At 72.7% G+C, this 17,492-nt stretch carries 4 protein-coding genes; all 4 read left to right on the plus strand.

Annotated features, from left to right (window positions below):
* Nucleotides 1-2: 2 nt before the first annotated feature.
* The 4 genes from OG522_RS09400 to OG522_RS09415 all read left to right on the plus strand — a co-directional run bounded on the left by OG522_RS09400 (nt 3) and on the right by OG522_RS09415 (nt 17,470).
* Nucleotides 3-5,003, plus strand: coding sequence for a non-ribosomal peptide synthetase (locus OG522_RS09400; RefSeq protein ID WP_329462490.1), 5,001 nt, complete (start codon nt 3-5; stop codon nt 5,001-5,003).
* Nucleotides 5,000-15,643, plus strand: coding sequence for a non-ribosomal peptide synthetase (locus OG522_RS09405; protein ID WP_329462491.1), 10,644 nt, complete (start codon nt 5,000-5,002; stop codon nt 15,641-15,643). The genes OG522_RS09400 and OG522_RS09405 overlap by 4 nt, the downstream gene beginning before the upstream one ends.
* Nucleotides 15,644-15,758: 115 nt before the next feature.
* Complete coding sequence (locus tag OG522_RS09410; RefSeq protein WP_329462492.1) at nt 15,759-16,727, plus strand: TauD/TfdA family dioxygenase; 969 nt, start codon at nt 15,759-15,761, stop codon at nt 16,725-16,727.
* Nucleotides 16,724-17,470, plus strand: a complete 747-nt coding sequence (locus OG522_RS09415; protein WP_329462493.1) for a thioesterase II family protein — start codon at nt 16,724-16,726, stop codon at nt 17,468-17,470. Before OG522_RS09410 ends, OG522_RS09415 begins: the two co-directional genes overlap by 4 nt.
* The last annotated feature ends 22 nt before the right edge of the window (nt 17,471-17,492 follow it).

Raw genomic sequence — 17,492 nt, forward strand, 5'->3', positions numbered from 1 at the left:
ACATGAATCCCGAGTCGCGTACGGGCGCCTCCCCCAGCGAGCCCCTCCTGGCTCATGAACTCGTAGCGAGCCGCGCGGCCAAGACTCCGGATGCGGTCGCCGTGGTCGATGGCGCACGGGAAATCAGCTACGCCGAGCTCGACACCCGCGCCGACCGCCTGGCCCGCCGACTGCGCGGCCTGGGCGTGGGGCCGGGTTCGGTGGTCGGGGTGTGCCTGCCCCGCTCCGCCGACCTGGTCGCCACGCTGCTCGCGGTCTGGCGGGCGGGAGCCGGATATCTGCCGCTCGACCCGGCCCAGCCCGCCGCGCGCTCCTCGTGGATGCTCAAGGCGGCCGGGGCGAAGTACGTCGTCACCGGCTCCGAATGGGCCCCGGTGGCGAATGGATCGGGCGCCGAGGCGCTCGTACTGTCCGAACTTGACTACGGACAGGACGAGTTGGAGCAGTCGGTGCACCGCGCCGGTCCACTCGACATCGCGTACGTGATCTACACCTCGGGCTCGACCGGCACCCCCAAGGGCGTCGTCATCAGCCACCAGGGCATAGCCAACCGCATCGCCTGGGCCACCGGCACGCACGGGCTGTCACCTGCCGACCGGGTGCTGCACAAGACCGCGATCACCTTCGACGCCCATGTGTGGGAGGTGTTCGCGCCGCTGGTGAGCGGCGGCACTCTGGTGCTCGCCCCCGCGGGTGCCGAGCGGGACCCGGCCGCCCTGCTGCGGACGGTCGCGGAGCAGCGGGTCACCGTGCTCCAGGTGGTGCCGTCGGTGCTGCGGCTGCTCGCCGAGGAGGACGGCTGGGAGCGGTGCGAGGCGCTGCGGCTGCTGTTCTCGGCCGGCGAGCCGCTCCAGGCGGAGCTGGCCCAGCGGGTGCTGCGGCGCACCGGTGACCTGGAGATCTGGAACACCTACGGGCCCACCGAGTGCGCGATCGACGTGACGGCGCACCGCTTCGAGCCCGCGCAGACCTCGGGCGCCGTGCCGATCGGCCGGCCCATCGGCGGTATGCGGGTGCTGGTCGCGGACGCCGAGGGCAGGCCGGTCGCGGTCGGCACGCCCGGCGAGCTGTACGCGGGTGGCGTCGGCGTGGCCCGCGGGTATCTCGGCAGCCCGGAGCAGACGGCGGACCGGTTCGTGCCGGATCCGTTCGCCAAGGACGGCTCGCGGCTCTACCGCACGGGCGACCAGGTGCGCTGGCGTGCGGACGGCGTGCTCGAATACCTGGGCCGCATCGACCACCAGGTGAAGATCAACGGCGTACGGATCGAGCCGGGCGAGGTGGAGAGCGCGCTGAGCGCGCACCCCCGGGTGGGCGGCGCGGTGGTCCTCGCGTTCACGGGGCCCGACGGCGCCAAGCGACTGGCCGCGTACGTGCTGTCCGACTCGGACGAGATCGTCACCGGGCTGCGCGCCTTCCTCCAGGAGCGGCTGCCCGACACGCACATCCCCGCGGTGTTCCTGCGCCTGGACGCCTTCCCGCTCACCGTCAACGGCAAGGTCGACCGGGCCGCGCTGCCCAGCCCCGAACTCGGCGCGGCGCAAGGACGCCCGGTCCGCCGCGAACCGGGCACCGAGGCGGAGAAGCTGGTCGCGCGGACCTGGCGGGAGCTCCTGAAGACCGAGAGCGTCGGGCTCGACGACGACTTCTTCGCGCTCGGCGGAACTTCGCTCCAACTCGCACGGCTCGCCAGCCAGTTGCGTGCCGCGTCCGGGCAGAAGCTCCAGCTGCGCGGACTGTTCGCCGCGACCACCGTCGAGGCGCAGGCCCGACTGCTCGCTCCGGTCGAGGCGTCGCGGCCCGTCGAGCCGCCCATCGCCGCCGTGCCGCGCGACGGCGGCCCGCTGCCGCTCTCGTTCGGGCAGCGGCGGCTCTGGTTCCTGGACCGGATGAACCCGGGCAGCCACGAATGGGTGGCCGGGATGTTCCTCAAGGTGCCCGTCGGCACCCATGTCGCCCATGTCCAGCGGGCCCTGAACGCCCTGGTGGAGCGGCACGAGGCGCTGCGCACCCGGTACTCGGTGGTGGACGGCGAGTCGGTGCAGTTCATCGCGGAGCCGCACCGGGTCGATCTGCGCCACCTGCACGCGGACCGCGCGGAGTTCACCGCGCTCCTCAAGGAGGAGTTCGGGCGGGGCTTCGACCTGGAGAACGGGCCGCTGCTGCGTGCCATGCTCGTGCGGCTGCGCGCCGGCGACCACATCGTGACGGTGGCGATGCACCACATCACCACCGACGGCTGGTCCTCGACCGTCCTGGAGCGGGAGTTTCACCAGTTGCTCGCCGCCTACCGCGACCACCGCAATGACGCGGGCCTGCCGGTACGCGCCATCGACTACGCCGACTACGCGGCCTGGCAGCGCTCCCGCCTCACCGACGAGGTGATCGCCGAGGGGCTGCGCCACTGGCGCGGGGTGCTGGCGGGGTCCACTCCGCTGGAGCTGCCCACCGACCGGCCGCGCGCGGCGGTCCGGGACGGGCGCGGCTCCGTCGTCCACTTCTCGGTGCCCGAGCCGGTCGTCACGGCGCTCACCGAACTCGGCAGGCAGCACGGCGCCACCCCCTTCACCACGCTGCTGACCGCGTACGCGACGCTGCTCGCGGCGCACGGCGGCCAGTGGGACGTGCCGGTCGGAACGCCGGTGGCCGGGCGGGAGCGGGCCGAGACGGAGGGTGTGGTCGGGTTCTTCCTCAACAGCCTCGTCATGCGCTGCGCGCTGGAGGGGCGGCTCACCTTCCGCGAGGCCCTGGAGCGGGTCAAGGAGACGACCCGGGAGGCCTTCGCGCATCAGGAACTCCCGTTCGAGCGCCTGGTGGAGGAGCTCGCCCCGGAGCGCGACCTGTCGCGCACCCCGCTGTACCAGGTGGCGTTCGATCTGCACGACGAGTCGTTCAACGGCGCGGTCGAAGGGGCCGAGGACATCGGGACCCTGAAGGAGATGTGGGGCGTAGCGCACACCGACCTGACGCTGTACATGCGCCGGCACGCCGACGGTTCGATGTTCGCGAGCCTGGAGTTCGCGACCGCGCTGTACGACGCGGCCACCGTCGAGCGACTCTCGGAGCGGTTCCAGCGCCTGCTCGCCGCGGTCGCCGCCGACCCCGGGGTGCGCCTGGACGAGGTGGCGCTGCTGCCCGCGGCCGAGCTGGAGCGGCTGACGTCCACCTGGGCGACGGCTCCGGCCGAGCCCGTCACGGCCGCCGTGCACGAGGTGTTCGCGCGGCAGGCCGCGGCGACGCCGGACGCGGTCGCGGTACAGGAGGACGGCGGATCCGTCAGCTACGCCGAGCTGGACGCCCGGTCCAGTCAACTCGCCTATCATCTGCGGTCGTTGGGGGTCGTGCCCGAGACGCCCGTCGGGGTGCTGCTCGACCGGGGCGCCGAGCTGATCGCCACGCTGCTCGCGGTGTGGAAGGCGGGCGGCGCCTACATTCCGATGGACCCGGCGTGGCCGGCCGAGCGGGTCTCGGCGATGGCGGCCGACGCGGGCGCCCCGGTGGTGCTGACCGCCGCCCGGTACGGGGAGCGGTTCGCGGGGTTCGCGGGCGAGCTGGTGCTCACCGATGCCGACGCGGACGCCAGGGCGCTCGCCGCGCTCCCGGTCACCGCACCCGAGGTCCCCGCCGACCTGGACCGCCTCGCCTACCTCATCTACACATCGGGTTCCACCGGTCGCCCCAAAGGTGTCGCCGTGGAGCACCGGGGGCTCGCCAACCACCTCCGGTGGGCGGTCGCCGAACTGGTGTCGCGGGGAAGCGGCGGCAGCGCGGTGTTCTCGTCCACCGCCTTCGACCTGGCGGTACCCAATGTGTGGGCGCCGCTGCTCGCCGGCCAGCGGGTGGTGATGCTGCCCCAGGACATGGACCTCAGCGAGCTGGGCGAGCGTCTCGCCGCCCGGGGACCGTACAGCTTCCTGAAGCTGACGCCCGGCCATCTCGACATCCTGGCGCACCAGTTGACCCCCGAGCAGTCCGCTCAACTGGCGGGAGTGGTGGTGGCGGCGGGCGAGGCGCTGCCCGGTCCGCTCGCCCGCGCCTGGGTGGAGCGGCTCGGGGCGGGGCGGCTCATCAACGAGTACGGGCCGACCGAGGCCTCCGTCGGAACCTGCGTCCATCCGGTGCCGGACGGCGAGCAGGCTCCGGTGGTGCCGATCGGCCGCCCGCTGCCCGGGATGGCGATGTACGTCCTGGACGAGACGCTGAGGCCGGTGCCCACCGGATCGGTCGGCGAGCTGTACGTGGGCGGTACGGGCGTGGCCCGCGGCTATGCGGACCGGCCGGAGCTGACCGCCGAGAAGTTCGTGCCGGACCCCTTCGCGGGCGACGGCCGACGGCTGTACCGCACCGGGGACCTGGTGCGCTGGCTGCCGGGCGGGCACGTCGAGTTCCTCGGCCGCACCGACCACCAGGTCAAGATCCGGGGATATCGGGTCGAGCCCGGCGAGGCGCAGGCCGTGCTCGCCGAGCACCCCGGGGTGCGCGAGGCGGTGGTGATCGCCCGGACCGACGGCGCCGGCACGGTGCGGCTCGCCGGGTACTTCGTACCGGCCTACAACCCGGTCGGCGCGGACGAACTCGCCGCCTTCTGTGGCGAGTTGCTGCCGGACTACCTGCTGCCGTCCTCGTTCACCGCGCTGGACGCGATCCCGCTGAACGCCAACGGAAAGCTCGACCGGGCCGCGCTGCCGGACCCGGCGCCCGACGGGGACGCGCCGCGAGAAGCCGCGGCCAGTCCGCTCCAGGAGCGCATCGCCACCATCTGGGCGGAGCTCCTCGGTGCCCGGATCGGGGTGCACGACAACTTCTTCCGCTCGGGCGGCAATTCGATCCTCGCGATCCGGCTGATCGCGGCGATCCAGACCGAGTTCGAGATCGCCCTGCCGGTGCGGGAGATCTTCGAGTATCCGACCGTCGCCGGCCTGGCCGACGCCGTCGAGTCCCGTATCCGCGCCGAGATCGAGCAGTTGTCCGACGCCGAGCTGTTGGAGGAGCAGAGAGCATGAGCATCCAGGAGTCAACTCCCGTACAGCAGGACGCGCGTCAGCGTGACCGGTCGGTCGCCGAGCTCCGCGCGGAGCTCCTTCGCGCCAGGCTCGCGGGCCGTCGCGGCGCTCCCGCGGCCGTCGCCGCCCCGCCCCGAATACCCCGCGCCGACCGCGGGGCGCCGCTGCCCCTGTCCGCCGGACAGCAGCAGATGTGGTTCCTGAACCGTCTGGAGCCCACGAGTGCCGAATATCTGGTGCCGATGGTGCTCCGCCTGCGCGGCACCATCGACGCGGCGGCGCTCGGCGGGGCCTTGCAGACGGTGATCGACCGCCACGAGATCCTGCGCACCCGCTACGCCCTGTCGGGCCTGGAGCCCGTGCAGCTGATCGACGCCCCGGCGCCCGTCGCGCTGCCGCTCACCGATCTGAGCGGCGAGCGGACCGCGGACCGGGAGGCGCTGGCCGCCGAACTCGTCGAGCGGGAGGTCACCACGCCCTTCGACCTGGCGGCCCAGTGGCCCGTACGGGCCCGGCTGGTCAGGCTGGCCGAGGACGAGCACATCCTGGCCGTGGTCTTCCACCACATCGCCTGCGACGCGTGGTCGACGCGGGTCTTCGCCGGTGAACTCTCCACCCTGTACGCCACCTTGGCCCAGGGCGGCGAACCGGCACTCGCACCGCTCGACGTCCAGTACGCCGACTACGCGGCCTGGCAGCGCGAGCAGCTCTCCGGACCGCGGCTCGAACAAGAGCTGGCGCACTGGCGGGAGCGGCTGGCCGGGGCGCTTCCCGCCGAGCTGCCCACCGACCGGCCGCGCCCGGCGGTCCGCGACACGACGGGCGCCGATGTACGCTTCGCCTTCCCCGAGGCGCTGGCCGGGCGGGTCCGCGAGCTGGCCGGCGCCCACGGCACCACGCCGTTCGCCGTGCTGCTCACCGCGTTCCAGGTCCTGGTGGCGCGCTACACCGGACAGAGCGACGTCTCGGTCGGCACCGTCGTGTCGGGCCGCTCCCGCCCCGAGCTCCAGCCGCTCATCGGCTATGGCATCAACACCCTTGTCATGCGTGGCAGTTGGGCGGATGATCCGGGCTTCGGCGAGCTGCTCGGCCGGACCAGGGGCGCGGTGCTCGACGCGTTCGACCACCAGGAGGTGCCCTTCGCCCGCCTGGTGGACGAGCTCCAGCCGGAGCGCGACATGTCGCGCACTCCGCTCCACCAGGTCGCGTTCACCATGCACGAGCAGCGCATAGACGCGTTCGCGCTGCCCGGTCTGTCCGTCGAGCAGTACGAGCGGACGGACCCGATCGCCAAGTTCGAGCTGACCCTCCAGATCGAGGAAGGCACCGACGGCTCGCTCGGCGGCGCCCTCAACTACGCGGCGGCCCTGTTCAACCACGCCACGGTCAAGCGGATGACCGGGCACTTCCTGCGCCTCCTGGAGGAGGCGACCGCCGATCCGGCGCTCCCCGTCTCCCGGCTCCGCATCCTGGACGACATCGAACTCGCCGTCACCACCGGAGCGTTGAGCGGCCACCGTCCCGTCGTACCCGACCGCTGTGTGCACCAGGTCTTCGAAGAGCAGGCCGCGGCCACCCCCGACGCGCTCGCCGTGACCGCGGCGGGCACCTCGCTCACGTACCGGGAACTGAACGAGCGGGCCAACCGGATCGCCCACCATCTGCGCGCGCTCGGCGCGGGCCCCGAACGGCTCGTCGGGCTGTGCCTGGAGCGCGGCATCGAGCTGCTGCCCGCGCTGCTCGGCATCCTCAAGTCCGGGGCCGGCTACCTGCCGCTCGACCCCGCGAACCCGGCCGACCGGCTCGCCTACGTGCTGTCCGACGCGGGCGCCCGCATCGTCGTCGCGTCACAGGCGACCGCCGCCGCGCTGCGGGACGCCGAGGACGCCGAACTGGTCCTCCTCGACCGGGACTCGGCGCTCATCGAGGCCCGTCCGCCGACCGATCCCGAGCCGCTCGCCGGGCCCGGCTCGACCATCTACGTCATCTACACCTCCGGCTCCACCGGCCGCCCCAAGGGCGTCGTCCTGGAGCACGGCAACGTGCTGCGCCTGCTGACCACCGCCCACGAGCACTACGCGTTCACCCCGGGCGACGTGTGGACCATGTTCCACTCGTACGCCTTCGACGTGTCCGTGTTCGAGATGTGGGGTGCGCTGCTGTACGGCGGCCGGCTCGTCGTGGTCGGCCAGGACGTCACGCGCTCGCCGTCCGACTTCCTCGACCTGCTGGTCGCCGAGCGGGTGAGCGTCCTCTCGCAGACCCCGACCGCCTTCCGCTCCCTGGTCGCCGCGGCCGGATCCGGGGATCCACGGATCGACCGACTCGCCCTGCGGGCCGTCGTGTTCGCCGGGGAGAAGCTTGAGGTTCCGGAGCTGCGGCCGTGGCTGGACCGCGTCGGCCCGCACGGCCCCGCCCTCGTCAACATGTACGGCATCACCGAGACCACCGTGCACACGACGTACTACCGGATTGGGGAGGATGACTTTGAGCCGCTTGCGGGCAATCGGGTGGGGCATCCGCTCAGCGACCTTTCGGTGTATCTCCTTGACGCCGCCGGAAATCCGGCGCCCATCGGTGTTCCGGGCGAGATCCACGTCGGCGGTCCGGGAGTCGCCCGCGGCTACCTGGGCCGGCCCGAGCTGACCGCGGAGCGTTTCGTGCCCGACCCGTTCGGGCCGCCCGGCGCGCGCCTGTACCGCAGCGGCGACGCGGCGCGCCGACTGCCCGACGGCAGCCTGGAGTTCATCGGGCGCATCGACAACCAGGTCAAGATCCGCGGCTACCGCGTCGAGCTCGGCGAGATCGCGCACGCCCTGCTCGAACACCCAGGGGTCGGCGAGGCCGTGGTCCAGGTGCGGGGTGACTCGGGCGAGAAGCAGCTCGTCGGCTACCTGGTCGAGGGCGCGCCGGGCAGCCTGCCCGAGCCCGGCGAACTGCGCACGCTGCTGCGCAGGACGCTGCCGGAGTACATGCTGCCCGCCGCCTTCGTCACCCTCGACGCGATCCCGCTGACCGTCAACGGCAAGCTCGACCAGCGTGCGCTGCCCGCCCCCGACACCACGGCGCTGCGCGGCGGCTCCGCCTACACCGCGCCCCGTACGCCCGTGGAGGAGCGGGTCGCCGCCGTGTGGACCGAGGTGCTCGGCGTGGACCGGGTCGGCGTCGACGACTCCTTCTTCGACCTCGGCGGCGATTCGATCCGGGCGATCGCGATGGTCGGCGCGCTGCGCTCGGCCGGGTACGACGTCGCGGTCCGCGACGTGTTCGACTTCCGCAGTGTGGCGCAGCTCTGCGAGTCGATCACCGGGCGGCCCGCGCTCGCCCCCGGCACCGAGACCGTCGAGCCGTTCGCGCTGCTCGACGAGGCGGACCGGGCGGCGCTGCCGACCGGGGTCACCGACGCCTACCCGCTGTCGCAGATGCAGCTCGGCATGGTGGTCGAGATGCTGGCCGACACCCATCGCAACCTGTACCACAACGTATCCACGTTCAAGATCCGCGACGAGGAGCCCTTCGACCCCGAGGCGTTCCACGCGGCGGGCCGGCTCGTCACCGCCCGCCACGAGGTGCTGCGCACCTCCATCGATCTGACCGGCTACTCGCGGCCCCTTCAGCTGGTGCACGCCGAGGCGGAAATGCCGCTGGGCTGGCAGGACTTGGGCGGTCTGGACGCCGCCGCCGTGGACCGCGCGCTGCGGGCGTTCACGGTCCGCGAGCGGGCAGATGTCTTCGACCTCGCGGTGCCCTCGCTCATGCGGTTCCACGCGCATCTGACGGACGACACGACCGGCTGGTGGATCTCGGTCACCGAATGCCATCCGATCCTGGAGGGCTGGGGCCACCACTCGCTCCTGATGGAGCTCATCGAGTGCTACCGGGCACTGCGCGACGGACGCGAGCCCGAGCCGTTCGAGGCGCCCGCCGTGCGCTTCGCCGACTTCGTCGCCGGGGAGCTGACGGCGCTCGAATCGGCCGAGGACCGGGCGTACTGGCAGTCGGTGGTCGAGGAGCACGCCCCGCTGCGGCTGCCGGAGAGCTGGGGCGACAGTGCCGAGCTGCCCCGCGAGACCGTGCAGGCCGCGATCGTGTGGACCGATCTGGAGGACGGGCTGCGCCGGCTCGCCGCCCGCGCCAGGACCTCGCTCAAGAGCGTCATGGTGGCCACCCATCTGGCCGTGATGAGCCGCCTCACCGACGAGGAGGCCTTCCACACCGGTCTCGTGTGCGACGCGCGCCCCGAACTGCTGGGCGCGGACCGGGTGTTGGGGATGTACCTCAACACGCTGCCGTTCGCCCACGACCGGTCGGCCCGTACCTGGACCGAGCTCGTCCAGCAGGTCTTCGACCGCGAGGTCGGTCTGTGGGGCCACCGCCGCTATCCGATGGCCGCGATCCAGCGGGCGTGGGGCGGCTCGCGCCGACTGCTCGACGTGTACTTCAACTACCAGGACTTCCGGCAGGTGGACGCCGGTCTGGTGGACCACGAGGGCGGCATCGACGACAGCCCGTCCGAGTTCCCGCTCACCGTGTCCTCGCGGGTCGGCCACATCATCGTGACCGCCGACTCGCATGTGGTGAACCAGGAGAACGCCGAGCGCCTGGTGGCGATGTACCGCCGGGTCCTGGAGGCGATGGCCGCGGACCCCGACGGTGACGCGACGCTCGATCTGCTCGGCGAGGCGGAGCGCGACCGGCTGCTGCACGACTGGAACACCACGTCCGTCGCCCGGAGCGACCGCCCCGCGCACGCCCTGTTCGCGGCGCGGGCCGCCGCCGCGCCGGACGCGGTCGCGCTGTCGTGGGCCGGGCGGGACTTCACGTACGGCTGGTTGCAGAATCGTTCCGATGCCTACGCCTCCCGGCTCGCCGCGCTGGGCGCGGGTCCGGAGTCCGTCGTCGGGATGCTCCTCGACCGCACCCCCGAGCTGGTCGCCGCGATGCTCGGCGTCTGGAAGACCGGCGCCTCCTACGTGCCGCTCGACCCGGCGTTTCCCGCCGACCGGATCGGCTACGTGCTCGACGACGCGGGCGCCGGACCGGTAGTGACCGCGGCCGCGTACGCCACCGTCCTGGACGGCGTGCACGACGGGCCGCGTCTGGTCCACGACCTGCCGTGGCCCGAGCCCGCCCAGGCGCCCGCGCCGGTGCCGGGCGAGGCGGACAACCTGGCCTACACGATCTACACCTCGGGCTCCACCGGCCGCCCCAAGGGCGTCGGCATCGCCCACGCCGCGCTCGCCAATCTGCTGCTCGCGATGGCAGAGGAGCTCGGCTCCAGTGAGGCCGACACCTGGCTCTCCCTCACCTCGGTCTCCTTCGACATCTCGGGACTCGAACTGTTCCTGCCGCTCGTCACCGGCGGCCGGCTCGTCCTCGCCGACAACCTGGAGACCAAGGACGGCGCGGCGCTGGCCCGCTTGGTGGAGAGCCACGGCATCACCCACGTCCAGGCCACCCCGTCCGGCTGGAACCTGCTGCTCCGCTCGGGTTTCGAGCGGGCCCCCGTCACGGCGCTGACCGGCGGCGAGGCGCTGACCTCGGAGCTGGCCGGCGAACTGCGGGCACGGGTCGACCGGTTGGTGAACGTGTACGGGCCCACCGAGACGACCATCTGGTCCACGAGCTGGGAGGTTCCCAGCGAGCCCGACCGCGTGTCGATCGGCCGGCCGATCGCCAACAACACGGTGTACGTACTGGACGCGCTGCTGCGGCCGGTGCAGGTCGGGGTGCCGGGTGAGCTGTACATCGGCGGCTCGGGCCTGGCCCGCGGATACCGCGGTCTGCCCGAGCGCACGGCGGCGTCCTTCGTACCCGACCCGTTCGGGGCCGAGCCGGGCGCGCGGCTCTACCGCACCGGCGACGTCGTGCGGATGCGGCCCGACGGCACGCTCGTCTACGTGGGCCGGGCCGACAACCAGGTCAAGATCCGCGGCGTGCGCATCGAGCCCGGCGAGATCGAGGCGGCCCTGACCGGCCTCGACGGGGTCGCCCACACCGCCGTCACCGTCCGCGAGGACACTCCCGGCGACAAGCGCCTGGTCGCCTATGTCGTACCGGCGGGCGAGGAATCGCCCGAACCGGGCGAGCTGCGGCGGCGGTTGAGCGAGCTGCTTCCCGAGGCGCTGCTGCCCTCGGCGTTCGTCATCCTGGACGCGCTGCCGCTGAACGCGGCGGGCAAGGTCGACCGGCGGGCCCTGCCCGCGCCCGAGCAGGACGCGCTGGCCGCCGGCGACTACGTGGCGCCGCGCACCCCGGCCGAGGAGCGCGTCGCCGCCCTGTGGGCCGAGGTGCTCGGGGTCGACCGGGTGGGGGTCGAGGACTCCTTCTTCGACCTCGGCGGCGACTCGCTGCGCGCCATCAAACTGGTCGGCACGCTCCGGGCCGCCGGGTACGACATCGCGGTCCGCGACGTGTTCGAGCACCGTACGGTCGCCGGACTCACCGCGGCCGTCGCGGGACGCCCCGCGCTGGCGGACGGCATCATGGCCGTCGCGCCGTTCGCGCTGATCGACGCCGACGACCGGGCACTCCTGCCGGCCCGCCTCCACGACGCCTATCCGGCCTCTCAGCTCCAGCTCGGCATGCTGGTGGAAATGCTCGCCGACACCAGCGGCGCCACCTACCACCAGTGCGTCTCGATCCGGGTCACCGATGACCGGCCCTTCGACGAGGCGGCGCTGCGGTCGGCCGTCGAGCGGGTCACGGCCCGCCACGATGTGCTGCGGACCTCGTTCGACCTGGTCGGATTCTCGGTGCCGATGCAGCTCGTGCACGACCGGGTCGAGGTGCCGGTGCGCGTCCTCGACCTGCGCGAAGACGACGCGGCGGCACAGGAGTTGGCCCTCGCGGCCTTCCTCGCGGCGGAACGGCGCGACCGCTTCGATGTGGCTCGGGCGCCGCTGCTGCGGATCGCGGCCCATCTGGAGAGCGACACCGCGTGGCGGATCACCTTCAGCCAGCCGCATGCGATGACCCAGGGCTGGGGCCAGTTCGCCCTGCTCACCGAGCTGGTCGACTGCTACCGCGAGATCCGCGACGCCGTGCGCGAGCGCGAGCCCTACGTCGCTCCCGTGGTGCGGTACGCCGACTTCGTGGCGGGCGAGCTGGAGTCGCTGAACTCCGGGGAGGACAGCGCCTACTGGAAGGATGTGACCGGCAACTACGCCCCGCTGCGGCTGCCGGCCGGCTGGGGCGAGGAGGGCGAGCGGCGCACCCATGTGGTGCCGGTCTCGCTCACCGATCTGGAGCAGCCGCTGCGCGCCTTCGCCTCGCGCAGCCGGGTCTCCCTGAAGAGCGTGCTGCTCGCGGCGCATCTGAAGGTGATGAGCCAGCTCACCCAGGAGGCGTCCTTCCACACCGGCCTGGTCGTGGACGCACGTCCCGAAGCCCTCGGCGCGGAACGGGTGTTGGGCATGTACCTCAATACGCTGCCCTTCGCCTTCGACCGTACCGCCCGCACCTGGGACGAGCTGGTGCAGCAGGTCTTCGCCCGCGAGGTGGACCTGTGGGCCCACCGGCGCTATCCGATGGCCGCGATCCAGCGGGAGGCGCCCGGCGCCGAGCGGCAGATCGACGTGCTGTTCAACTACCACGATCTGCGGATCTTCAACAGCGAGCGGATCGACGCCGCCTCCAGCGTCGGCGAGACCACCACCGAGTTCGCCCTGAGCGTGGCGACCGGCGGCCAGGGGCTCAACCTCACGGCCGACTCGAGGGTGTTGAGCCGGGCGCAAGGGGAGCGGATCGCCGGAATGTACCGGGCGGTGCTGGCCTCGATGGCCGCGTCCCCGCTCGGCGACCCTCGGCTGACTTATCTGGACGAGCAGGACCAGGAGCTGCTGAACGCCTGGACCGAAACCGGGCGGGCGCCCGAGTGGGTCGCCGTGGAGGAGCAGCTCGACCGGTTCGCCGCCGAGCATCCGCAGCGGGTGGCGCTCACCGCCGACGGGGTTTCGCTCAGCTACGCGGAGGCCGCCGCCGCGTCGAACCGGCTCGCCCACCATCTGCGGTCGCTCGGGGTCGGCCCCGACGCGGTCGTGGCGATCCACGCCGACCGCTCCCCCGCCACGGTCCTCGCCGTGCTCGCGGTCCTCAAGGCGGGCGGTGCCTACCTGCCGCTGGACCCCGAGCTTCCCGCCGAACGCCTCGCGTACATGGCCAAGGACGCGGGTGCGAGTGTCGTGCTCACCGAACGCGGCCTGTACGGCGCGGAGTTGACGAGCGTGCGGCTGGACGAGCCCGAGGCCTGGGCGGACCGACCTGCCACCACTCCCTTGCCGCTCGCCGAGCCCGACCATCTCGCGTACGTCATCTACACCTCGGGTTCCACCGGACTCCCCAAGGGCGTGCAGGTCACCCGGCGGGGCATGGCCAACCATCTGCTCGCCAAGGTGGAGGACCTGGCGCTGACGGAGGCCGACCGCGTCGTCCAGAACGCCTCGATGGCGTTCGACATCTCGGTGTGGCAGATGCTGTCGGCGTTCGTGGTCGGCGGCCGCACCCGGGTCGTCGGGGCGGCCGCGGCCGTGGACCCGGACGCCTTGTTCCGGCGGACCACCGAGGAGCGGCTCACCGTCCTGGAGGTCGTACCGTCGCTGCTGCGGGCCGCGCTCGACGCGTGGGACGCGGGGCTCATCGACCTCGAGCTGCCGGATCTGCGGTGGCTGGTGGTGACGGGTGAGGCGCTGCCGCCGGACCTGTGCCGCCGCTGGTTCGCCCGCTTCCCCGCCATCGCGATGGTCAACGCGTACGGGCCGACGGAGTGCTCGGACGACGTCACGCACGCCGTGATCCGGGCCGGCGATCCGGTCGGCGAGGCCAGGGTCACCATCGGCCGGCCGGTGCGCAACACCCGCCTGTACATCCTGGACGCCGACATGGCGCCGGTGCCGGTGGGCGTGCCCGGGGAGCTGTACGCGGGCGGCCTCGGGGTCTCGCGCGGCTACGGCGGGCGCGCCGCGCTCACCGCCGAGCGGTTCCTGCCCGACCCGTTCGGGCCCGCCGGATCCCGGCTCTACCGGACCGGCGACGTGGCGGCCTGGAACAGGGAAGGCTCCATCGAGTTCCTCGGCCGCGTCGACCACCAAGTGAAGGTCAGGGGCGTCCGCATCGAACTCGGCGAGATCGAGGCCGCGTTGGCGGCGCTGGACGTCGTGGCCGACGCGGCGGTCGCGGTCAAGCGGGGACCGTTGGGGCACGAGCAGCTCATCGGGTACGTGGTGGCCGCCGACGGCACGGCCCCCGACCCGGCCGCGCTGCGCGAGCGGCTCGCCCGCGTCCTGCCCGAGGCGATGATCCCGGCGGGCTACGTGACACTGCCCGCACTGCCGTTGACGCCGAACGGCAAGGTGGACCGCAAGGCGCTGCCGGAGCCCGCCATGTGGTCGGGCGAGGACCGGCCCCACAGCGCCCCGCGCACCGAAACCGAGCGGCGCATCGCGGCGATCTGGTCGGCGGTCCTCGGCATCTCGGGGATCGGCCGCGAGGACGGGTTCTTCAAGCTCGGCGGCGATTCCATTCTGGTGATCCAGGTGATCGCGGCCGCCCGCCGGGCGGGCCTCGCCGTCTCGCTCTTCCTGCTGTACCAGCACGACACGCTGGCCGCGCTCGCGGCGGCCGTCGACGCCGCGCGGGTACCGGTCACTGCTGAGCCGGACCGTACGGTCGATCCCGAAGCCGTGCTCGCCGCGCTCGCGGCGAGCGGGGTGCCCGGCGCGAGCCTCGCCGTGATCGAGGGCGGCGAGCTGGTCGCCCTTGAGGGCATCGGAACGCTCAGCGCGGACTCCGCCGAGCCCGTCACGCCGGACACGCTGTTCCAGGCCGGCTCCTGGGGCAAGCACGTCACGGCCTTCGCCGTCATGCGCCTGGTCGACAAGGGCGTACTCGACCTGGACGCGGAGGCCAACGCCTACCTGCGGACCTGGCGACTGCCTCAGGCTGAACGGCCGATCACCGTACGGCACTTGCTCAGTCATCTGGCCGGGCTCGCCGAGACTCCGCGCCAGGCGGTACGCAAGGGCCGGCCGGCGCCGGAGCTGCTCACGCTGCTGCGGGAAAGGGCCGTTCCGGAGCTGGCGCCGGGCTCCGAGTTCCGCAAGTCCAACGCGCACTATTCGGTCCTGGAGCAGCTTCTGGTGGACGTCACCGGTGAGCTGTTCGAGGCGCTGATGCGAGCCCTCGTGTTCGACCCGCTCGCGATGGGGGGCTCCAGCTTCGACCAGGCGTTCCCCGAGCGTTCGGGACGTGCGGTGGCGCTCGGCCACGACGAGCGCGGGGTGCCCCTGGAAGGCGGCTGGCTGATCCATCCGGAGCGGGCGGCGGCCGGGCTGTGGACCACGGCCGCCGACATGGCCAGGTTCGAACTGGAGCTGCGACGCGGCTACTTGGGCCGCCCGCTGGCCCTGCTCTCCCCCGGCGGCGCCAGGGAACTGCTCACGCCGCACAGCGACAGCTTCTACGGACTGGGCACCATCGTCGACGGCGACGGCACCGAGATCGAGTACGGACACGGCGGCTCGCCCGGCGGCTACCAGGCGGTCTCCATGTGCCGGCTGCACCGTGGCAGCGGGCTCGTGGTGCTCACCAACGGCGAGTTCAACGACCGCGTCCTGAAGGCGGTGGGCGCCGACCGGAAGTAGCCCCGCAAGACCTCGTATCGAAGATGTATAGCCCCCGGCCGGAGAGTGATCCGGCCGGGGGTTCTTCATGCGCCCGCGGAAGACGGCCCCACCCCCAGATACCAGGGAGACACCGATGACCGCAGAGACACTTGCGTTCGTCCTGGAGCGCGAGCCCGGCAGCCCCGGCGTCACCGAGCTGATCGGCAAGGAGTCCACGCTGCTGCGCGAGAAGCTGGGCACGCATGGCGCGGTGCTGCTGCGCGGCTTCGACATCGGCGGCGTGGACGGTTTCGCCGCCGTGGTGCGGGCGCTGTCCGGCGAGCCCCTGAAGTACTCCGAGCGCTCCTCGCCGCGCTCCACCATCAAAGGCAACGTCTACACCTCGACGGACTACCCGCCGGCCGAGGAGATCTTCCTGCACACCGAGAACTCCTACCAGGCGTCCTGGCCCAAGCTCCTCTACTTCCACTGCGTCGCCGAACCGGAGACCCTCGGCGCGACCCCGCTCGCCGACACCCGCGCCGTGTACCGGCTGATCGACCCGGCGGTCCGCGAGGAGTTCGAGCGGCGCGGCTGGATGGTCGTGCGCAACTTCCACGACGGCTTCGGCGTCGACTGGCGGCAGGTCTTCAACACCGAGGACCGGGCCGAGGTCGAGGCCAACTGCCGGGCCAAGCAGCTCGGGTTCGAGTGGAGCGCCGACGGCGGTCTGCGCACCCGGGGGGTCCGCCGGGCCGTGCACGTGCACCCCACAACCGGTGAGCGGGTCTGGTTCAACCACATCGCGTTCTTCCACCACACCACGCTCGCCGCCGACGTACGCGAGGGCCTGCTCGAACTGTTCGGGGAGGAGGACCTGCCCAGCAACACCTTCTACGGCGACGGCGGAGCCATCCCCGAGGAGGTGACCGAGCACCTGCGCGCCTGCTACCGGGCCGCGTCCACCCGCTTCGACTGGCGCGCCGACGACGTGCTCGTCGTCGACAACATGCTGACCGCGCACGGCAGGGAGCCCTTCACCGGTCCGCGCCGGATCGCCGTCGCGATGGCCGAGCCGTACGCGCCCGCCGAGCCCTTCACCGCCCGGACGGTGACGGCATGAGCGCCTGGTTCCGCACCTTCGCGCCGCGCCCCTCGGCCGAGCTGAGGCTGATCTGCTTCCCGCACGCGGGCGGCGCCGCGAGCGCGTTCCGCGGCTGGTCCGAACTGCTGCCGCCGTCCGTCGAGGTGACCGCGGTCCAGTACCCCGGCCGCCAGGACCGCATCATGTCCGACCCGGCGCCCGACATGGACACCCTGGTGGGCGACATCACCGCCGAGATCGCCCCGCTGCTCGACCGCCCGGTGGCGTTCTTCGGCCACAGCATGGGCGCCACCGTCGCCTACGAGGTGGCCCGCGCGCTGCCCGGCGCCCTGCGGCCCGCGCTCACCCGGCTCATCGCCTCGGCCCGCAAGGCGCCGCACGCCTGCGAGCCGCTCGGCCCCGAGTACCGCGGCGACGAGGGACTCCTGCGCTACGTCGCCGGGCTCGGCGGCACCGGGGCCTCGCTGCTCGCCCACGAGGAGCTGCGCGAGCTGGCCCTGTTCGTGCTGCGCGGCGACTTCCACCTCATCGACACCTACCGCTACCGCCCCGGGGCCCCGCTGACCTGCCCGGTGACCGCGATCGTGGGTGCGCACGACGCGAATTGCACGCGCGCCGACGCCGAGGGCTGGGAGCGGTACACCACCGCGTCGTACGACCTCCAGGAGATACCCGGCGGCCACTTCTACCTGGAGACCGCGACCAGGGAGCTGATGGCCGCGCTCACCGCCCGCCTCGCCCCCGTGCCGGCCATCCGCTGACGCCCACCACACCTCAAGGAGC

The organism is Streptomyces sp. NBC_01431 (genome assembly GCF_036231355.1).
Lineage (GTDB): Bacteria > Actinomycetota > Actinomycetes > Streptomycetales > Streptomycetaceae > Streptomyces.